Origin of the sequence: Castellaniella sp. (assembly GCF_047971665.1) — a bacterium.
Classification (GTDB): domain Bacteria; phylum Pseudomonadota; class Gammaproteobacteria; order Burkholderiales; family Burkholderiaceae_B; genus Castellaniella.
The window spans coordinates 67864-88213 of sequence record NZ_JBKEAA010000015.1; the positions used below are offsets into that span (position 1 = coordinate 67864).

Sequence of the window (20350 nt, forward strand, 5' to 3'; positions counted from 1 at the left end):
GAAAGGACAGATCGGCACGATCAAAAAACGGGTCGGCGCGAAGCAAGTGCGGGTCGGTGCGCGGTCAGCGCGCGCCGGGGCGCGGGAGGGGCGGACTGGTTCACGGCGCGGCGTGCTCCTGCGCCAACAGCTGGGCGCGCAATTGGGCGCGCAGGGCCTTGCGGCTGATCTTCAGGGCGGCGGTGGCGGCGAAGGCTTCCACGAACACGATCTGATCGGGCACCTTGAAGTCGGCGATGCCGCGCGCGCGGATCCAGCGCTTCAGGTCCGCGGGTCGAGGCCGCTCGCCCTTGGGAATGATGAAGGCGCAGCTGCGTTCGCCCAGATAGTCGTCCGGCACGGAGACCACGGCGGCGTCGAAGACCTGTGGGTGCGACAGCAGGTGGTCTTCGATCTCCTCGGCGGAAATCTTTTCGCCGGCGCGGTTGATGTGGTCGCCCGCGCGGCCCTGGACTTCCAGGTAGCCCTCCGGGGTCATGCGCACCACATCGCCGGTCCGGTAGAAGCCGTCCTCGGTGAAGGCGCGCGCGTTGGCCGGCGGGTTGTCATGGTAGGCGCGGATCGTGTAGGGGCCGCGCGTCAGCAGGTGGCCCGCCTGGCCCGGTTCGACCGGCCGGCCCTCGTCGTCGAGGATCAGGATCTCGTCGTCCGGGCTGATGGGGCGGCCCTGGGTCTGGATGATCCGTTCTTCCGGGTCGTCCAGGCGGGTGTAGTTCACCAGGCCTTCGGCCATGCCGAAGACCTGTTGCAATGTGGCGCCCAGGGTCGGCCGCACGCGGCGGGCGATTTCGGCTGACAGCTTGGCGCCGCCCACCTGGATGACGCGCAGGCTGCCCAGATCGTGCGCCGTGCCGGTCGTCGCGCGGCCCAGCCATTGCAGCAGCAGCGGCGGGACCAGGCTGGTGACCGTGACACGCTCGCGCTCGATCAGGGCAAAGGCCGATTCCGGGTCCGGCGAGGGGCAGAGCACCACCCGTCCCCCGGCGTACAGCGTGCCCAGAAAACCGGGCGAACTCATGGGGAAATTGTGCGCGATCGGCAGCACGCCCAGGAACACGGCATCCGGCCCCAGTCCGCAGATGCGCGCCGATTCGCGCAGTGTGTAGATGTAGTCGTCATGTGTGCGCGGGATCAGCTTGGACAGCCCCGTGCTGCCGCCGGAAATCTGCAGGAAAGCCACGTCCGTGCCCTGCGAGACACTGGCCGGAACCGCCTGGCTGTCGGTGGCGTAAAGCGTGTCCAGGCGCGGGAACGGGAGAGGCTGGGCCTGTCCGTCCCGGGTTGATGAGGTGTGGTCGGGGCTGACGATCCAGACATGTTCGACACGGGGCTGACGGGTCTGGAGTTTCTGTGCCAGCGCCGGGTAGTCGAAGCCGGCCTGCGCGGCGGTCACATACGCGCGCGCCCCCGAGCCCTGGGCGAAATGCTCGATTTCGGTGATGCGGTGGGCGGGCAGGGCATAGACCGGAATCAGCCCGGCGCGGAACAGACCCATCGCCACGGCAATGAAATCGGGGATGTTCGGCAGGTGCATCAGCACGCGGTCGCCCGGCCGCAGGCCGGCGTTCAGGAATCCGGCCGCCAGCGCGCTGGCGCGGCGGTCCAGTTCGGCATAGGTCCAGCGCTGATCGCCGCCCACCACCGCCAGACGGTCCGGGTGGGCCGTGGCGCGTTTGCGCAGCCAGGCGCCGAAGGTCTCATTGCGCCAATGGCCGGCCGCCCGGTAACGCGCGGCGAACGCCTCGGGCCAGACCTGGATGGGCGGGGGCGGCTCGGCGTGTATCAGGCCGTCCGTCCGGGCGGCATCGACGTTCGGCGGAATGGAGGTCGTCATAGTGCGGGCTTCAATATTCGAACATTCATTCTGATAATGAGAATGATTATATGCCCCAAAAACCAGGAAGGCAGCACGGAGTTTCAGGTTGTCGTCAGGTCGGCGGGCCGCTGTCCCGATCCGCCCGGTCCAGCCAGTCGGCCAGGGTCAGTTGACGCAGCGACCAGATGTCCGGGGGCGGCTCGTCGCAGGTCGTGGGACGCCCGGCGGATGAGGCCGCCACAGGGGATGACGTCACAGGAGAGGCGGCCACCGGAGATGCCGCCGCGCGCGGCAGGCACAGGGCGGCGCAATCGTGCGGATCGGCCCACAACAGACAGACCCAAAGACCATCGACTTCAGGCCGGCCGGCCACCGTGGTCCAGCCCGCGGCGCCGGAGGCCGACAGCCGCAGCGTGCCGGGCTCGATGGTCAGCCCCAGTCCGCAGGCCTTGAGCACGGCTTCGCGGCGCACCCAGTCGGCGCAGAAGGCCTGAGGGCTGGGCAGGGCGGCGGCGCCGCGCGCGTCCGGTGACGGATGGCCGGTGATCTGTCGCCATAGGGCCGTGTCCACCTGATCCGGACAATGCTCCACATCCACGCCCAGCGGGCCGGGGCCGATGCCGGCCAGGATGAGGTCGCCGCTGTGCGCGAGGTTGAAGTGCGCCGGGTAGCGTGTTTCGTGCCGCACCAGAACGGGTTTACCGTTCAGCCCCGTGCCCAGGGGAACGGCGGTTGGCGCCAGTCCCAGGCGGCGGCCCAGCAGGCGGCGGATCAGGGCGCGGCCCACCAGGCTGCGGCGGCGGTCATCGGCGCGTTGCAGCCGGGTGATCCAGCGCCATTCGGCCTCGGGCAGATCCCGGCGCAGCCGCTCGATCCCGGCAGCGTCCGGCAGTCCCCGGGATAGAAACAGCTGGTAGGTGTCAGGCGGCGGCAAGGGTCACCGCCCGCAGCGCGCCCGCCCGCAGCGCATCGCCATGGTGAATGCCGTCCAGTGGTTCCAGTGCGCAATCCAGCCAGGCGAGGCGCATCAGGCGCTGGCACAGCGCCTCCAGCCGGGGCAGGGTCGGAATGCCGTCGTCGGGATGACGTGGGTGCGCAGGGTCGGCCGGGCTGGAGTACCAGCGCTCGTGCGTGCCTGCCATCAAGGTCAGCCGGACCGGTCGCGACGGGAGGGGAGACAAGCCGATGGAGTCCGGCGCGCGCGGCTGCGCGGCCGGCAGCCCGTCGAGCAGGGCCTCTATCCAGCCGTCGCGCCACCAGAGCGAGGGACTGGCGCAGATCGTATGGTCGAACCGGCCTGGATGGCGGATCAGCGCATAGAGCGCGCACAGGCCGCCGTAGGAATGGCCGTACAGACTGCGGCGGGCCGGGTTCAGGCGCGTTTGCGTGCCGGCCCAGTCCAGCATGGGGCCCAGCAGTGCGTCCAGGAAGGCATCCGCCCCGCCACATGACCATTCGGGCCGGCGCGGATCGGGCCAGCCGCTGCCGTCCGGGGCGGGCGGTGTGTAATCCAGCGTGCGGCGGGCCAGGATCTGTTGCCGTCCGTCCGTCCGGGACAGTGAATCGGGGGTGTCCTGCGCCCTGTCCGGCCCCTGGTCGTGGCCTGGCAGCAGGATGGCGCAGGCCGGGCCGGGTCCGGAGGACAGAGGCAAGGGCCAGAGCCAGTCGCCATCGAGCAGGACCAGCAGCGGCCAGCCTTCGGCGGGCGGCGGGCTGTCCGGAACCCGCAGGCGCAGCCGACGCGCGGCGGGTGTGCCGCAGGCCAGCACGGTCTGGCGCAGGCTCATCGGCCCGGCCCGGCGTCGGGTTTCAGGTCCACCAGATAGGTGCCTTCCAGCGGGACCGCCAGAAACCGGTCGTTGATCTCGCGCAGCGTGGCGGCGGGGTCCACGTCGGCGAAACGGTCCGGGTGGATCCAGTGCGCCAGCGCCTCGATGAACACGACATGCAGCGGCGAATCGTTGAATGCGTGCCAGATGCCGTGGCTGTTGCCCGAGCGCACGGCCGGCAGCGCGTCCAGATGATTGGCCTCGATCAGCCGGGTCAGACTGGCGCGCGCGGCTGTTGCGTCCACTCCGGCGCCGATCGTCAGGCCGGCGCCTTTGCGCGAGCCGGTGCCGGTAGCGATATAGACCGTGGGCGCGCGGGCGTTGATGTATTCGAAATTCAGCTTGCCGGTGGCGCTTTTGAGCACGTCGGCGCCGATGTTGCGGCCGCCCGCGTAGGTGATCATGTCGTTGAAGGTGCCCGTGCCCGGCGAGTTGCAGCAATCGGTGCTGCCCGCGTGCGCGTGCACAAAGACCGGCGTGCGTTGATCCGCCGGCAGATCGGCCAGCCGCGCGGCGATGGTGCGCATGTGCTGCTGATAAAAGGCGACGAACGCCTCGGTCCGTTCCGCCTGACCGATGGCGTGACCCAGGGCGCGCAGGCTGGGCACGGTGTTTCGCATCGGATGGATGAAGAAATCGATCACGATCACCGGCACGCCGGCCGATTCCAGCCGGCCGATCAGCGGCGAGTCGCTGGCGGGCTGACCGGGAGCGAGCCCGGCGAACGAGGCGCTCATGACGACCAGGTCGGGGCGCAGGGCCAGCGTGCGTTCCACGGAAAACGAATCGGGCGTGTGCCGGCCCACGACCGGCACCTTGGCCAGCGCGGGAAAGCGTTTCAGGGCGGCCTGATAATCCGGCGCGAACGAAGTCCGGAATTCGTCCGACCAGCCCGCCAGCAGGGCGGCCGGGTCCGGTGACAGCAGAGACAGCACCTGGAAATGCCGGGCCTGCGCCAGGACGATCCGTTGCGCGGGAGCCGGCAGCGTGATCTGACGGCCCAGGATGTCGGCGACCTCGATCGGGGCGGCGCTCGCCGCGCCGGCCAGGCAGGCCAGGCTAAGCGGCAGCGCCCGCAGGCATCGCCACGACGGAACGCGCCGTGTCAGACCCTGCGGCGATAGAGCATGCAACGTCAGACCCTGCGGCGACAGAACGTGCCACGACAGGATGCGCAGACGCCAGAACGACGGGCGATGCAGAAAGATCAGCGGCAGGGCGCGCAGAAAACGTAGAAAAGCAGGCATGGTCTGATTCATCTCAGGAGGCCGGCGGGCAAAGCCCGTCGATCAGGACGTGGGACAGCCCGCGCGAGCAGGTTTCCACCCGGGCGTCGACCTGGTAGACCCGGGCCAGGGATTCGGCCGTGATGACCTGATCCGGGCGGCCGTGACCGACCAGCGCGCCGTCGCGGATCAGCAGGGCCTCGTCGCTGCGTTGCAGGGCGATGTTCAGATCGTGCAGCACGATCAGCGTGGTCAGGCCGTGCTCGCGGGTTTCCTGTGCCAGCAGATCCATCACGTGGCACTGGTAGTTCAGGTCCAGGGCCGACAGCGGCTCGTCGAGCAGCAGCAGGCGCGGAGTGCGGATCAGGGCCTGAGCCAGACCCACGAGTTGTTTCTGGCCACCGGACAACTGATCCAGATAGTGCATGGCCAGGTGCTCGATGCCCAGGCGGCCGAGCACCTCCAGGATGCGCTGCGGGCTGGCATCCTGGGCGTGCGGATCCAGGTCCGAAGCGCGCGCGGCCACCATCACGGACTCGAAGACCCGCAGGTGCACGGCGGCCGGCAGGGACTGGGGCAGGTAGACCACGCGCTGCGCGCGGCGTTCGAACGACAGTTGCGTCAGGTCCTGGCCGTCCAGCATCACCTGGCCGCCGGTGACTTTCAGCAGGCCCGCCAGGGCTTTGAGCAGCGTCGATTTGCCACTGCCGTTGGGTCCCAGCAGGGACACCATCTGGCCGGGCAGCAGCGGTCCCGCGGAAAGATCATGGAGGATGGGGCGGCGGCCGTAGGCGACCGACAGGTTCTGGATCTGCAGCATGGTCATTTCATCTGCCGGCGCAGCACCACCGCCAGGAAGAACGGCACTCCGACCAGCGACGTGACGATGCCCACCGGCACGATGATGCCGGGCACGATGTTTTTCGAGGCGATCGAGGCCAGCGACAGGATCGTCCCGCCCACCAGGGCGCTGCCCGGCAGATAGAACCGGTGATCCTCGCCGAACAGGCGGCGTGCGATGTGCGGCGCGATCAGGCCGACGAAGCCGATGGTGCCGACGAACGACACCGCCAGCGCGGCCAGCACGCTGATGCGCACCAGCGCCGTCAGCCGCAGGCGCGGTACATCGATGCCGAAGCTCGCGGCGCGGTCTTCGCCCAGGCGCAGCGCGGTCAGTTTCCAGGTGTCGCGCAGCGACAGCGGCAGCAGCACCGCGAAGGCCAGCAGCAGGATGCCGACCTTGGGCCAGGACGAGCGCGCCAGGCTGCCCATGGTCCAGAACACCAGTCCTTGCAGGGCCTCGGCGCTGGCGACGAACTGCACCAGCGACACGGCGGCGTTGAAAGAGAACACCAGCGCGATGCCGAACAGCACCAGCCCGGAGGTGCTCATCGAACCCCAGCGGGCCACCGCATCGAGCAGCAGCGCCGAGATCAGCGCGAAAACGAACGCGTTGGCGGCGATCGTCCAGGATGGCGGCACGCCCGGCAGCGACAGGCCCAGCACGATGGCGAGTGACGCGCCGAAGGCCGCCGCCGAGGAAATCCCCAGGGTGAACGGACTGGCCAGCGGGTTGTTCAGGATCGTCTGCATTTCCCCGCCCGCCAGGCCCAGGGCCAATCCCACCGCCACCGCCATCAGGGCATAGGGCAGGCGGATGTCCCAGACGATGACGCGGGTGGTCGGGTCGGCCTGGTCAGGGTGAAAGAGCGCATGGCTCAGGTCCGGCCAGCCCAGACCCGAGGGCCCCAGCATGAAGTCCGCCAGGATCGAGGCGAGGATGACGACCGACAGCAGCGCCACCAGCAGCCAGCGGCGGCGCAGCATGCGCCGGTAGTCCATCAGGACCGGAGCGGAAGTCGTCAGCAAATCATTCATGCGAGAAGAAAACAGGCCCGTCGCGCAAGGCGGCCGGCGCGAAGCAGAGGGGGAATCCAGATAGAATGAGAAACGTTTACGGTTGCGTCAGTATAGTGGAACATGATTTCGCCTGCCTTCGATCTACCGCTTGAAGACGGCCGCACCTGCACCGTGCGGGTCGCTGCGCCGCCCGGCTGCATGCCGGCGCACGGCTGGCCCGTGGCCTACGTGCTGGATCTCAAGCAGTTCGAATCGATGCGCGCCGATCCCCGGGGGCTGCCCGGCTTGCTGGTGGGCCTGGGGCCGGGGGTTCCCGAGGACCGGCGTTGGGACTATACGCCACTGGGCGCTGGCCGCCGCGTGGGCAGGAGCGATGAGACCCGCGGCGCGGCCAGCGCCGCGCCTCCTGGCCTGCGCGTCGGCGCGGCCCGCTGGCTGCGCGTGCTGGATCGGGTGCGCGCGCAGGTGGCCCGCGACTGGCGCCTGGATTCCCGCCATCAGGTGCTGTGCGGTCATTCCCTGGGCGCGCTGTTCGCGCTGTACGTCCTGACCCATCGGGCCCGGGCCTTCGAGGGCTACGTGTTGTCCAGTCCTTCCGTCTGGTGGGGCGACCATTACGCCATCCGTCTGCTGCGTCGTCGCCGGGCGTGGTTGTGCGCCCGGCAGATGCCGTCCCTGGGGGTGCGGCTGACCGTGGGCGCGCACGAGCAGGGTCTGGCGCCCGAGGAGTACGGTTGCGCGATCCCCGCCGAGGAGCGGGCTCGGCGTCTGGCGCTGCGCCGCGCCCGCGCCATGGTCGATGGCATGCATGAACTGGCCGGCACGCTGGCCCGATGTCCCGGGCTGCGGCTGGACAGCGCCGTGCTGCCCGGACATACCCATCAGAGCGCGCCTGTCGAGGCCCTGATGTCCGGTTGGCGCTGGTTGCTGGCGGGCGCCTCCGGCGAGGAGACGCCCGCCGCCGGGACGGATCCGGCAGGGCACGGGCGGAGATAAAGAAAAAGCCGGCCCGGTGCTCACCGGGCCGGCCTCATGCGCCGGCATCCAAAAGGGCAGCGCCCCCTCGGCGCGCGGCACGATGCCTATTTGCGCGCCATGCGCAGGATGTCGTCCAGCGCGTTGCCGTCGCCGTTGGCGTCGAGCAGGGTGTTCAGGGTGCCGAGCAGGCCCCCCGAGGACTGCCCGCCGCCCTGGTTCTGGCCGCCGAGCCCGCCCAGCAGGCCGTCCAGCAGACCTTCCATGGGCGAGGACGAGGCCGCCTGACTGGCGCCACCGCCCTGACGGGACATGAATCCCGCGACCAGCGTGGCCAGCAGCGGCAGCATCTGCTTGAGCAGCGAAGGATCCAGCCCGCTGCCCGAGGACGCGTGTTGCGCCACGGTGCGGCTGACGTCTTTCGAGCCGAAGATCTGCCCCAGGACGTCATTGCCCCGGTCCGCATCGGCCGGGCTCAGATTGCCGGCATCGCCCTCGAGACCCATGCCGCCGAACTGGGACAGCAGGCCTTCGAGCCCGCCAGCGCCCTGCGCCTGTTTCTGGAAACCGCCCATCACGGCCGGCAGCAGCGCCTCGGCGCCGCTGGCCGCCTGGGTTTCGGAGATACCGAGCTGTCGGGCGATGGATTCCAGTCCGCCCGCCTGGGCGAGAAGGTCCGTGATTTGCATGATAGGGCTCCTGGCCGGACGCGCCGGCCATCTGGTTAGTTGAGGAGTTCGGCCGGGACGTTGCCGCCGTTTTCAGCCAGGCGGGCCAGTACGGCCTTGTGCAGCCACATGTTCATCTGTGCGGAATCGCCCATCTTGTCGGCCGGGCAGCCGAGTTCCGTGGCCAGTTCCTTGCGCGCGTTCAGGCTGCTGTCCATGTCGAGCAGCTTGAGCAGATCGACGATGGACGTTTTCCAGTTCAGCTTCTGGGCGTTGGCAGCGGCTTTTTGTTCCAGTTGGCCGACCACGTCCACGACGGAAATCGCCTTGCCGGCGGCAGCGGGGGCGGCAGCCGAAGCGGCCGCCGCGTCAGGCACCGGTGCGGCTTGCGCACCGCCGAAGCCCAGTTTTTCGAGAATGGTGCTGAACAGACCCATGGCGATCTCCTTGAGGTTCCGATGAATGAAGGTCGAGGAGGAATTTGACCATCTCCAGCGCGCGGCGGGGAAATATTTGACATTATTTGACGTGGTGGTGCGGCGCGCGGCCGCAAGATGCTATAGTTCCCAATCAATATTCATTCTCATTCGCATCAAAGGGAATACGGCTGATCCTTGCCGGATACCCGGATACCCGGATACCCGGAGACCGGCACCGCATGGAATCCACCAAGCCGGGCGCGGGCGGCCTGGTCGCCAGCCTGACCCATCATTACGACGACCTGGTCGGATACGTCGGCCGCCGCTTCGGCGACAACGACTTCGCGCGCGACGTGGTGCACGAAGTCTGCGCCGACCTGCTCGACCGGCCCGAGCCCGCCGGGGTGCGCGAGCCGCTGGCCTTCCTGCGCCGCGTGCTGCGCAACCGCGCGATCGACCGGCGACGCGGCGATGCCGTGCGCGCCCGACTGGCGGAAACGCTGGCGGGCAGTGCGGTCCGGGCGGACCAGGAGGACGCCGCTACCCGCCTGCGCGGGATGCAGGCGACCGAGGCGCTCGCCGACGTGATCCTCGCCCTGCCCGATCGGGCGCGCCAGGTCTTCATCCTGCACCGCCTGTACGACATGCCCCAGACGGCGATCGCCGGCGAACTGGGCCTGTCCCTCAATGCCGTCGCCAAGCATTACGCGGCGGCGGTCCGGCGCATCCGCGAACGGTGGGTGCCCTGATGAGCGATCCGAGCGCTTCCCGGCCCGCCGAACGCCCGCCGCGGACGGAGACCGCGTCCGCCGACCCCCTCATGCCGTTCGAGGACGCCTTGCGGGCCTGTCTGCCCTCGCGCGAGGAGATCCTGCGCGAGGCCAAGGCGCAGACGGCGCGGCGCCGGTTGCGGCGGCGCCAGGGCGTGGCGGCCGCTTGTGTGGCGCTGTGCGCGGGATTGTGGGCCTGGAACCCGGTGCTGAAGGAACGCACCGTGGTCGTGGCGGCGGGGGTGCCGCGCGCCTGGACGGCGCATGACGGCACGGTGGTCGCGCTCGACAGCCGCTCGTCCCTCACGATGCGGCTGCGCCTGCGATCCCGCGAATTGCGTCTGAACGCCGGCCAGGCCGTGCTGGACGTGGCCGCGAACTGGCGGCCGCTGCGCGTGCACGTGGGCGATACGGTCATCCGCGACATCGGCACCGTCTTTCGCGTGCGGCGCGAGGGCGACGCCGCCCAGGTCGCCGTGCTGGAGGGGCGGGTCGAGGTCTCGGGGCCGTCCGGACGGGCCGAGCTGGGCGCCGGACAGTCGCTGGATCTCGGGACGCTGCGTCCGCTGCCCGCCAGCGTGGCCGGACTGGAGCGCGAGACCGCCTGGCGCGAAGGCCGACTGCGGTTCGACGGCACCCCGCTGCCCGACGTGCTGGCGCTGCTGAGCCATTACCGCGCCGCGCCCGTCCGCTGGGCGGGCGGCCCCGTCGCCGGGCCCGCGCCGCGCCTGTCGGGCGAATACCGCATCCGGGACGTCGAGGCGCTCATCGTCAGCCTGCCCGCCATCCTGCCCCTGCGGATCGACCGCCGTCCGGACGGCACCGTCCTGGTTTCGGCCCGGTAAATCGTAAAAATTCGTAACGAGATGTCCATGTCGGGTCGCGCCGGATCGTCATTGCTCCTGATTTGATCAATTCTCAATCTCGTTATTGGCACAGGGAGTGAAGACGATGGCGAATTTCAGGAGACCCCGGCGCAGGGCCGCGGCGGTGCTGTCCGTGGCCTTGGCGGCGGGTGGCCTGGCCTGCGGCCAGGCCACTGTCTGGGCCCAGACAGCCGTGATCGCGCTGGATCTGCCCGCCCAGCCGCTGGACCAGACGCTCAACGCGCTGGCCGCGCGCACCGGACTGCAGGTGATTTTTCCGACCGCGCTGGCCGAAGGCCGCCGGGCGCCGGCCCTGCGGGGGAACTATTCCGCGCTGCAGGCCCTGGACCGGCTGCTGCGGGGGTCCGGGCTGGAAGCCCGGATGACCGGGCCGAACCGCTACACGGTCGTGCGCCGGGGCGAGGACGTCGGCGGCGACGCGCGGGTGCTGCAGCCGGTCGTCGTGCGCGGCGCGCTGGACCCGACCACGGAAGGCACCGGGTCCTACGCGGCCCAGGCCAGCAACACGTCCACGCGCCTGAACCTGTCGGTGCGCGAGACCCCGCAATCGGTCAGCGTCATCACGCGCCAGCGCATGGATGACCAGGGGCTGACCACGCTGGCGGACGTGGTGGACAACACGCCGGGCCTGGTGATGAATACATCGGGCAACCGGGGCTCGGACTCCAGCCCGATCTACGCGCGCGGCTTCCAGGTGGAAAATTACCAGGTCGACGGGGTCAACCAGGTCTACAGCAACTACAAGGGCATCTTTCAGACCGCCGACATGGCGCCCTACGACCGGGTCGAGGTGATCCGGGGCGCCAACGGCCTGATGAGCGGCGTGGGCGCGCCCGGCGCGACCCTCAACCTGATCCGCAAGCGCCCCACGCGCGAATTCCAGGCGCGCGCCAGCGTCGAGACCGGTTCCTGGGATCTGTACCGGACCGAGGCGGACGTGTCCTCGCCCCTGAACGAGTCCGGCTCCGTGCGCGGCCGGCTGGTCGCCGCCTGGCAGAAGAACGGCTCGTACCTGGAGCGTCTGCAGGAACGCAGCAAGACCCTGTATGGCATCGTCGAGGCCGACCTGGGGCCGGATACCCTGGCCTCCCTGGGGTTCCTGTTCCAGAATCAGGACGCCACCGGCCATTCGCGTGGCGGTCTGCCGATGTTCTATGCGGACGGCGGGCGCACGGATTGGGACCGGTCCAAGTCCGCCGCCGCCGATTGGGCCTATTCCCGGCGCCACAACCAGACCTGGTTCGCCTCGCTGGAACATCGCTTCGAGAATGGCTGGAAGGTCAAGGGCACGCTGGAGCACAGCGTCTACCGCTATGACGAGGTGCTGGGCTATGCCCTGGGCGGGGCGCCCGACCGCGCCACCGGCTCGGGCGTGAACCTGTGGGCGGGCCGCTGGGCAGGCAAGCCGGTGCAGAACTCCCTGGACGTGTATGCCACGGGGCCCTTCACGCTGCTGGGCCGGGAACATGAGCTGGTGGTCGGCACCACAGTGTCCCGCACGCGCGATGAAACCTCGCCATACAACCTGTGGTGGTTCACGGGCTGGTCGTCGGCCATCGACAATATCTACACCTGGGACGGCCGGACGCCCGGCGCGCCGGACAATCCCGCGCTCGGGGACACCGTCAACCGCGAGAACCTGACCAGCGCCTACGCCACCGCGCGCTTCAAGCCCACCGACCGGCTGTCGCTGATCATCGGCGGCCGCGTCACCAGCTGGGAAAACATCAAGGATACGCACTACTACGACGGCAGCGCGGCGGATCACCTGGACCGCCACGAATCCGACAAGCTCACGCCCTACGCCGGCATCGTCTACGACCTGAGCGACGAATGGTCCGTCTACGCCAGCTACACGGACATCTTCAAGCCGCAGAACAACCAGGATCCCGGCGGCAACTACCTGGATCCCCTGCTGGGCCGCAGCTACGAGGTCGGCGCCAAGGGCGAGCTGCTGGACGGCGGCCTGAACGTGTCGGCGGCCCTGTTCCGCGTGCAGCAGGACAACTTCGCCGTCGCGATCCCCGACGTCAAGGCGCCGGACGGCAGCCAGGCCTACGAGGCCGTTTCCGGCGCCACCACCCGGGGCATCGACCTGGAGGCGTCCGGCGAAGTGCTGCCGAACTGGCTGGTTTCCGCCGGCTTCACCCGCGCCCTGTCGAAGGACCGCAAGGGCGCGACCTTGACGACGGAAGTGCCGCAGAACACCGCCAAGCTGTTCACCAGCTACCGCTGGCCCGGCATCGGCTACGGCCTGACGGTGGGCGGCGGCGTGCGCTGGCAGAGCCGCGCCTACACCAAGAGTTCCGGCCAGGGCGTCGAACAGGACGCCTACGCCGTGGTGGATCTGATGGCGCGCTACCAGATCAGCCGCGACATCTCGGCCCGCCTGAACGTCTACAACGTGTTCGACAAGTACTACCACCCCGATCCGGGCTCGACCTACTACGGCGCGCCGCGCGCGTTCCGGCTCGGCCTGGACATGCGTTTCTGAGGCCTCGGGCTGCCCATCCGCATCATGAAAGGAATTCGCATCATGCAGACTCGATTCATCCGCTCCTCTCTTCTGACGACCGGCTGCGCGCCGGCCCGCCTGGGCATGCTCGCCTTGTGCGCCGCGTTGGCCGCGTGCGCCGCCCCCGGCGGGCAGCCGGGCAAGGCCGGTCCGGGCGCGCAGGCGCAGGCTCCGGCGCGGCAGGCCGTGCTGCGCCGCGACCTCGCCCCCGGGCTCTACGAACTGGTGGTGGCCGACGGCGACGTGTTCGTGGCGTCCTCGGGCAAGAGCTTCAAGGCCGACGAGGGCGGCGCGATCTACCGCCTGGACCCGGACACCCTGGAAACCAGGGCCGTCATCCAGACCGACCGCAAGCCCTATGGCCTGGCCTATGACGCGCGCACGGACACACTGTATGCCGGCAACACCCTGAACGGCATCGTGCAAGCCATCGACCTGAAGGCCGGTAAGGCGGCGAACTACCGGCTCGGCCAGGTCAAGGCCAAGGGCGGTGTCGAGCACGTCCGCCAGATCGCGCTGGACGAGGCGGGCGACCGCATGTTCGTCACCAATCCCGACACGGCGGGCAAGGTCTGGATCGTGGACCTGAAGCGCGGCGTCATCCTGCACACGCTGTCCGGACTGCGCAAATGGCCCGCCGGCGCGGCCTACGACCCCGCCGCGAACCGCCTGTACATCGGCCAGGGCGGCGACTACGGCGTGACCGTCATTGATCCGGACAGCGGCAAGATCCTGCGCCGTTTCGCCCTGGACGGTGCTGAGCCTTTCCTGGTGAACGTCGCGCTGGACGGCACCGGCGCGCGCCTGTTCGGCGCCGATGCTAACAGCGGCCGCCTGGTCGTCTTCGACACCGCGACCGGCCGCGTCCTGGCGACCACGCCCGTGGGCGAAAGCGCCCTGGACGTCCGCTACAACCCGGTCCGGAACGAGATCTACGTCAGCAACCGAGGCACCTCGCGCGCGCATCCCATGGGCACGGGCGCGATCACGGTGATCGACGGCACGACCTATGCCGTGAAGGCCCGCCACGACCTGCCGGCCCATCCGAACAGCCTGGCCCTGTCGGCCGATGGCCAAGTCCTGTTCGCCACGATCAAGGGACCGCACGACGACAAGCACCCCGCCTACCGGGCCGACGGCATGGAAGGCGTCGTGCGCATCGACCTGCGCGAATGAGCAGCGCGACGGTCGTGGCGGCGTCCGGCGGGGGACGCCGCTGGCGCCTGCGCACCGGCGTGTGCCTGCTGATCGTGGCGGCGGCCGCCACGACCGTCCGGGCCGGCCGGCGCCGCCCGCGTACGAAGTGGCGCGCGTCGAACGCGGCCAGGTGCGCGCCACTGTCCGTGCGCTGGGCACATTGCGACCCCGGCATTACGTGGACGTGGGCGCGCAGGTGTCCGGGCAGATCCAGAAGATCCACGTCCGGCCGGGCGACACGGTCAGTCCCGGACAACTGCTGGTGGAGATCGACGCGTCCGTGCAGCAGGCGACCGTGGACGCGGGCCGCGCCTCGCTGGACGCCTTGCGCGCCCAGCTGGACGAGGCCCGCGCCGCCGCCGCCCTGGCGCGGGCGGACGCCGGGCGCCACCAGCGCCTGCTGCGGGCCGGCGCCACGCCCGCCCAGCAGGCCGACGCCGCGCGGGCCGCCCTGCTGGTCGCCGAGGCGACCGTGCGGCGCATCGAACGACATCCGCCGCACCCGGGCCTCGTTGCAGGGTGACGAGGCGCTGCTGGGCTACAGCCGGATCTACGCGCCGATCGCCGGCACGGTCGTGTTGCTGGAAGCGCGGCCCGGCCAGACCCTGAACGCGACCTACCAGACGCCCAACCTGCTGCGCGTCGCCGACCTGTCGGCCATGACCGTGTGGACCCAGGTGTCGGAGGCCGACGTCTCGCGGCTGCGCGTGGGTATGGAGGCTGTCTTCACGATCCTGGCCCAGGAGGGGCGGCAGTGGCGCGGCACGGTGCGGCAGGTGCTGCCCATGCCGCAGCCGGAGCCGGCCGAGGCCGCGGGCGGCGGCGCCACGCAGCCCGCCGTGGGCGCCAAAGCCGTGTTCTACACCGTGCTGTTCGACGTGCCCAATCCGGACCTACCGGGTCCGGGTCCTGGAAAACGGCCGCGCGGTCCAGCGGACCGTCCGGATCGGCGCGCGCGACCGCCGCGCGGCCGAAGTCCTGGAAGGCCTGACCGAAGGCGAACTCCTGATCCTGGGCGATCGCGCGGCGGACGGCGGCATGCCCCGCTTCGTGCTGTGAGCGCCCTGATCCGGCTCGAAAGCGTCGGCCGGTCCTACGGCGGCGCCGCGGGCGCGCCGGCCACCCGGGCGCTGAGCGACGTATCGCTGTCCATTCGCGAAGGCGAATATGTCGCCATCGTCGGCGCCTCCGGTTCCGGGAAATCCACGCTGATGCACATCCTGGGCTGCCTGGACCGGCCCGACAACGGCACTTACCGCTTCGAGGGCCGCGACGTCGCGGCCCTGTCGGCCGATGAGCGGGCCCGGCTGCGCCGGGAGGCCTTCGGTTTCGTGTTTCAGGGCTACCACCTGATTCCGACCGACAGCGCGCTGGAAAACGCCGCGCTGCCGGCCCTCTACGCGGGAGAAGACCGTGCGGCGCGCGAACGGCGCGCCGCCGGGCTGCTGGAACGTCTGGGCATGGGCGGGCGGCTGGAGCACCGGCCGGCCCAATTGTCCGGCGGTCAGCAGCAGCGCGTATCGATCGCGCGGGCCCTGGCCAACGGCGGGCGCGTCATCCTGGCCGACGAGCCGACGGGCGCGGTGGCCCCCTGCGCGGTCGGGACGACGCGGATCATGCCCCCGCCGCCTCCGCCCTGGCCGAGGCCTGGCGCGCCGCCTGGCGGGCCATGGCGCTCAATCTCGTGCGCACCGCCCTGACCCTGCTGGGCATCGTGGCCGGCGTCGTCACCCTGGACGACCTGGCGTCGGTCGCCGAGCTACCCGAAATTGCGCGCGTCACGCCGGTGATCGGCGACCCCGCCATGCTGCGCCATGGCGCGTATTCGCGGCCCGTCTACGTCGTCGCCAGCACCGCCGACCTGCCGGCCATCCACCGCTGGCCTGTTGCCCTGGGGCGCTTCCACATCGCCGCCGAAAACCGCGAACTGGCGCCCGTCGTGGTCCTGGGCAGCCGCCTGCGGCAGCGGCTGCTGCCCGACGTGGACGACCCCATCGGCCAACTCGTCCTGATCGACGCCACGCCCTTCGAGGTGATCGGCGTCATGAGCGCCAAGGGCGCTGAATCGGGCTCGGAAAACTACGACGACCAGGCCTTCATCCCCTTCGTCACGGGCCGCGCGCGCGTTTTCACCGCCATCGGCGAACCCGAATACGCCGTCATCGAGGCGCGGTCGCCGCAGGACGCCGTCGCGGCCGAAGCGGCCATGCGGGACCTGCTGCGTGCGCGCCATGGGCGCGAGAGCTTCAGCATCGGCAACGCGGCGGCCAAGCTGCAGGCCGCCGCCGAATCGCGCAACGCCCTGACTCTGATGCTGGGCCTGATCGCCGCCGTATCCCTGCTGGTCGGCGGGATCGGTGTCATGAACGTCATGCTGATGACGGTGCGCGAACGTACGCGCGAGATCGGCATCCGCATGGCGGTCGGCGCGCGCCGGCGCGACATCCTGCGCCAGTTCCTGACCGAGGCCGCCCTGGCGTCCCTGTGCGGTGGCGCGGCCGGCGTGGCGCTCGGCCTGGGCATCGGCGCGGCCCTGCTGGCGGCGGGCGTCGAACTGGTGTTCTCGCTGACCGCCATCCTGGGCGCCTTCGGCTGCGCCGTCGTCATGGGACTGGCGTCCGGCCTGGTGCCGGCGCGCGCGGCGGCCCGGCTCGATCCGGTGGCGACGTTGTCAGGCGGATAAATAAAACTGAAACAATAATGAGAATCATTGTTATTATGTTAATATTTAGCTCCATTTCCGTAACAAGGTCTTTCTCGTGTGATGGTTCGGGCCGTATGGCCCGGATGGCGGGGGACGGCCTGCCATCCGTTCGAGAAGAGAGTTCCATGACCGCATTCATTCGATCCGTCGCGCTGTGCCTGGCGGCCGTCGCCAGCCTGTCGGGCTGCGGCGCGCCCCTGAAGAATGTTCAGGCAAAGGGTGCCGAAACCAGCCCGCCGGCGGTCAGCCGGGCCGCTATCGCCCAGGGCTTGTACGAACTGGCCTATAGCGAAAAGCAGGGGGTGCTGTTCGTCGCGTCCGCCGGCAGTTTTGCAGATGAAACGGTCCCCACCCAGGTCCTGGTCGTCGATCCGGCCAGCCTGTCCGTCATCGGCACGATCAAGATGCCCATGAAGGCATTCAGCATGGCACTGGACGACGCCGGGGACCGCTTGTACATCGGCAACACGGGCAAGGGCGCCGTGACCGTCGTGGACACCCGCACGCGGCAAATTCTGAATACCTTCCAACTGGTCGGAATGGTCAAGGACGAAAAAGGCCGTGAGCGGCCCGAATTTCACTTCCGCGAACTGATGCTGGACCCCCCGCATCATCGGCTGTACATGCTGGGCTTCGATAATAGGCAAAGCACGCTGTTCATCGTGGATACCCGGAATGGGCGGGTCGAAAAAACCATTCCCGGATTCGGCTATACGGCCACGGGCATTGCCCTGGATGCGAAGGACAGCCGGCTGTACGTCTCCAATATGGAAGGCGAGGCCCTCGTCGTCGACACGCAGGCCGACAAGATCGTCGACCGCTTTCGCCTGGGCGGCGCCGAACAGCCCCTGAACCTGGCCTACGACGGCAAGCGCCATCGCCTGATCGCCGTGGACCAGGGCCACCCGAAAATGCGCGGCTTCCAGAAAAAGGACATGCCAGGGTACGAGTCGAAGCATCCCGGACGCCGGGTGGTCGTGATCGATCTGGCCAGCAAGAAACTGGTGGCGGAATTCCCCGCCGGCGGGCCGGTTGCCCTGAAGCTGGATGATACGCACGGGCGTCTGTACATCTCCAACCGCATGTCCGGCGAAGTAACGGTCTTCGATGCCGCCGACTACAAGAAGCTGGACGCCATCAGCCTGCCCGACCACCCCAACAGCTTTGCGCTGAACGGGAAGACGGGGGATGTATTCGTGACGGTCAAGAACGGCGAGGGCGCGTCCAAGGGCGCTCCGGAGAGCCTCGCCCGGATCCGGTATTGATGGCTGGCGCCTGCGGGGAAAGCGGCCAGATTCAAGATTTTCAAACTAAAAATTTTCAAATCAAGAGGGGTGTAAGTTGATGCCTGTTGTCCAGACCATGCCGGCGAGCCTGAAGGCGCGCCATCTCGTCGTGTTGCTGTCCCTTGCCTGGTGCGCGGGTGCGCACGCGCAGACCCAGGCGCCGCGCGCCTTGCAGGCCATTACCGTGCAGGGAAACAGCGATGAGGAATCGCTTCCTCCCGTCGCCCCGGGCGGCCAGGCCGCGACCGGCGCACGCTTGGGCACGCTGGGCAATGCCAATGTGCTGGACGCCCCGGTGAGCATCAGCGCCTATACCGAGCAACTGATCAAGGAGCAGCAGGCCAAGACGGTGGCGGATGTGCTGCAAAGCGACCCCTCGGTGCGCTACACCACCAACAGTGGCCACATGCTGGAGCATTTCCAGATACGCGGCCTGGACGTTCTGGGTTCCAGCCTTGCGCTCAATGGCCTGTACGGCCTGGCGCCGGCTGGGCACGTGCCGACCGAGTTCCTGGAGCGGGTCGAGGTGCTGCGCGGGCCCAATGCCTTGCTGAACGGCATGGCGCCCGATGGCCTCAGCCTGGGCGGGACGATCAACCTGGTCACCAAGCGGGCCAAGGACGAGCCGATCACGGAGTTCACCACGTCCTGGTCGTCGGATTCCTATTTCCAGGGGCATGTGGACATTGGCCGCCGCTTCGGCGAGGAAAAGCGTCTGGGCCTGCGTTTCAACGGTGTGTATGGGCAAGGCGACACGGGCGTCGCGGACCAGGAAAAGGGTCGGCAACTGGGCACTCTGGGGCTGGATTACCGGGGCGACGGCTGGGAGGCGTCCCTGGACGCCTATGTCGGGCGCGAAAAGATCAAGAATGGTTCCCCGGCGATGTACGGTCTGGCGACCCGCCGTGGAGCGGCGGTGGGCGTGGGTGAGCTGGTGGACGTGCCCGACGCCGACAGCAACATGTTCAAGGGCACCCAGGGCATCTACCGGACTTCCGGTTTCATGCTGCGCGGTTCGGTGCGGCTGGCCGACCGCCTGGAGGCCTATGCCGGCGTGGGCGCCGCCAACAGCCGTGGACAGGGCCTGATGTTCGGCACGCGCACGATCGTGACCGACACGGCCGGGAACGCCACGGGCTACGTCTACAACGTCGATACGGCCAACCGCACCCGGTCGGGCGAGATCGGCCTGCGTGGCTCCTTCGACACCGGCCCCGTCCTCCACAAGGTCAACGTGGCGCTGTCGGCGCTGAGCTACAAGGACGGCACGAGCAACCGGGCCAACGAGGGCTGGGCGCAGAACATCTACGATCCGGTCGCGCCGGTGTTCCCGCAGGCGCCGGACGCCCCGGAAATGAAGACCAACAACCTGCTGACTTCGCTGGCCGTGACGGATACGCTGGAGATGCTCGACGGGCGTGTCCAGGTGATCCTGGGCGCACGCCAGCAACGCGTGCGCCAGCCCGTGCAGCGATATGACGAGTCGCGGCTGTCGCCTTCCGCCGGTCTGGTGCTGAAGCCGTGGGGCGAGAATACCTCTCTGTACGCCAACTACATGGAAGGCCTGGCTCCCGGGCAGATGGTGCCGCTCAACCAAGGCTATGAGAATGAAGGACAGGTGTTCAAGCCGCTGGTGGCCAAGCAGATGGAAATCGGCCTGAAGCAGCGCCTGGGCAGTTTCACCTATACGCTGAGCGCCTTCCGGATCGACCGGCCGACCCTGGTCTCCAGCAAGACCGCGCCGAAAGTGATGTCCGAAGGCGGCAAGCAGCGCCTGAAGGGGCTGGAATGGACGATGTACGGGGAACTGGTGCCGACCCTGGACATCCTGGGCGGCGTGGTCTACACACAGGCGCGGCAACGCGACACGGGCAAGGACAGCTATGGTGTGCCCGAGTGGGCCGCGAACCTGGGCCTGAAATGGGCGACTCCCGTGCAGGGGCTGAGCGTCGGCGGCCGCGTGATCTATACGGGTGCGCAATGGGCGGACTCGGCCAATACACTGCGTCTGCCGTCTTCGCACCGGTATGACCTGAGCGCCGAATACGCCACGAAGATCGCTAGCACGCCGATGACTTTCAATCTGTATGTCGAAAACCTGACGGACCGCAAGTACTGGTCCGGCCTGTTCGGGGACGGCTACCTGATGCCGGCGGCCCAGCGGACGGTGCGCCTGTCGGCGACCTTCGCGTTCTGAT

The 20350-nt window shown here is 69.0% G+C and carries 16 protein-coding genes and 2 pseudogenes; 10 read left to right on the plus strand and 8 right to left on the minus strand.

Annotation, left to right across the window (positions count from 1 at the left end; genetic code table 11):
* Nucleotides 1–100 precede the first annotated feature (100 nt).
* The 6 genes from ACK5JE_RS05720 to ACK5JE_RS05745 all read right to left on the minus strand — a co-directional run bounded on the left by ACK5JE_RS05720 (nucleotide 101) and on the right by ACK5JE_RS05745 (nucleotide 6749).
* Nucleotides 101–1834: a (2,3-dihydroxybenzoyl)adenylate synthase gene (locus tag ACK5JE_RS05720; protein WP_416800734.1), complete on the minus strand. Its 1734-nt coding sequence runs from the start codon at nucleotides 1832–1834 to the stop codon at nucleotides 101–103.
* A gap of 94 nt (nucleotides 1835–1928) precedes the next feature.
* Entirely contained in the window at nucleotides 1929–2750 is an 822-nt protein-coding gene (locus ACK5JE_RS05725; RefSeq protein WP_416800735.1) for a 4'-phosphopantetheinyl transferase family protein, read from the minus strand.
* Complete coding sequence (locus ACK5JE_RS05730; protein ID WP_416800736.1) at nucleotides 2737–3603, minus strand: alpha/beta hydrolase; 867 nt, start codon at nucleotides 3601–3603, stop codon at nucleotides 2737–2739. Before ACK5JE_RS05730 ends, ACK5JE_RS05725 begins: the two co-directional genes overlap by 14 nt.
* Nucleotides 3600–4892 (minus strand): ABC transporter substrate-binding protein, encoded by a 1293-nt coding sequence (locus tag ACK5JE_RS05735; RefSeq protein WP_416800737.1) that lies wholly within the window; start codon nucleotides 4890–4892, stop codon nucleotides 3600–3602. Before ACK5JE_RS05735 ends, ACK5JE_RS05730 begins: the two co-directional genes overlap by 4 nt.
* Nucleotides 4893–4905: 13 nt before the next feature.
* Nucleotides 4906–5691, minus strand: coding sequence for an ABC transporter ATP-binding protein (locus ACK5JE_RS05740; protein WP_416800738.1), 786 nt, complete (start codon nucleotides 5689–5691; stop codon nucleotides 4906–4908).
* A 2-nt stretch (nucleotides 5692–5693) separates the two neighbouring features.
* On the minus strand, nucleotides 5694–6749 hold the full coding sequence (locus ACK5JE_RS05745) for a FecCD family ABC transporter permease (RefSeq protein ID WP_416800739.1): 1056 nt from the start codon (nucleotides 6747–6749) through the stop codon (nucleotides 5694–5696).
* A gap of 102 nt (nucleotides 6750–6851) precedes the next feature.
* On the opposite strand from ACK5JE_RS05745, the gene ACK5JE_RS05750 reads away from it, so the two are divergent.
* A complete protein-coding gene (locus ACK5JE_RS05750; protein WP_416800740.1) occupies nucleotides 6852–7727 on the plus strand; it encodes an alpha/beta hydrolase in 876 nt (291 codons plus the stop codon).
* Between the two features lie 86 nt (nucleotides 7728–7813).
* Here the strand turns inward: ACK5JE_RS05750 and ACK5JE_RS05755 are convergent, their stop codons facing one another.
* A complete protein-coding gene (locus ACK5JE_RS05755; RefSeq protein ID WP_416800741.1) occupies nucleotides 7814–8395 on the minus strand; it encodes a DUF937 domain-containing protein in 582 nt (193 codons plus the stop codon).
* 35 nt (nucleotides 8396–8430) lie between these two features.
* The gene (locus ACK5JE_RS05760) at nucleotides 8431–8811 is read right to left on the minus strand and encodes a DUF3597 domain-containing protein (protein ID WP_416800742.1); all 381 of its coding nucleotides are present in this window, start codon (nucleotides 8809–8811) and stop codon (nucleotides 8431–8433) included.
* A gap of 221 nt (nucleotides 8812–9032) precedes the next feature.
* On the opposite strand from ACK5JE_RS05760, the gene ACK5JE_RS05765 reads away from it, so the two are divergent.
* The 9 genes and pseudogenes from ACK5JE_RS05765 (at nucleotide 9033) to ACK5JE_RS05805 (ending at nucleotide 20349) form a co-directional block, all read left to right on the plus strand.
* Complete coding sequence (locus ACK5JE_RS05765; protein WP_416800743.1) at nucleotides 9033–9542, plus strand: RNA polymerase sigma factor; 510 nt, start codon at nucleotides 9033–9035, stop codon at nucleotides 9540–9542.
* A complete protein-coding gene (locus ACK5JE_RS05770) occupies nucleotides 9542–10408 on the plus strand; it encodes a FecR family protein (protein ID WP_416800744.1) in 867 nt (288 codons plus the stop codon). The genes ACK5JE_RS05765 and ACK5JE_RS05770 overlap by 1 nt, the downstream gene beginning before the upstream one ends.
* 106 nt (nucleotides 10409–10514) lie before the next feature.
* Nucleotides 10515–12944 carry a TonB-dependent siderophore receptor gene (locus ACK5JE_RS05775; RefSeq protein ID WP_416800745.1) on the plus strand — a complete coding sequence of 810 codons (2430 nt, stop codon included), beginning with the start codon at nucleotides 10515–10517 and terminating at the stop codon, nucleotides 12942–12944.
* A gap of 42 nt (nucleotides 12945–12986) precedes the next feature.
* A complete protein-coding gene (locus ACK5JE_RS05780; RefSeq protein WP_416800746.1) occupies nucleotides 12987–14141 on the plus strand; it encodes a YncE family protein in 1155 nt (384 codons plus the stop codon).
* A gap of 61 nt (nucleotides 14142–14202) precedes the next feature.
* Complete coding sequence (locus tag ACK5JE_RS05785) at nucleotides 14203–14685, plus strand: biotin/lipoyl-binding protein (RefSeq protein ID WP_416800747.1); 483 nt, start codon at nucleotides 14203–14205, stop codon at nucleotides 14683–14685.
* A gap of 52 nt (nucleotides 14686–14737) precedes the next feature.
* Nucleotides 14738–14899, plus strand: a pseudogene (locus ACK5JE_RS05790) (efflux RND transporter periplasmic adaptor subunit); the annotation flags it as partial.
* A 318-nt stretch (nucleotides 14900–15217) separates the two neighbouring features.
* Nucleotides 15218–16845: pseudogene (locus ACK5JE_RS05795) on the plus strand (ATP-binding cassette domain-containing protein).
* Nucleotides 16846–16991: 146 nt separating this feature from the next.
* The gene (locus ACK5JE_RS05800; RefSeq protein WP_416800748.1) at nucleotides 16992–18131 is read left to right on the plus strand and encodes a YncE family protein; all 1140 of its coding nucleotides are present in this window, start codon (nucleotides 16992–16994) and stop codon (nucleotides 18129–18131) included.
* A 79-nt stretch (nucleotides 18132–18210) separates the two neighbouring features.
* Nucleotides 18211–20349, plus strand: coding sequence for a TonB-dependent receptor (locus tag ACK5JE_RS05805; protein WP_416800749.1), 2139 nt, complete (start codon nucleotides 18211–18213; stop codon nucleotides 20347–20349).
* Nucleotide 20350 lies beyond the last annotated feature (1 nt).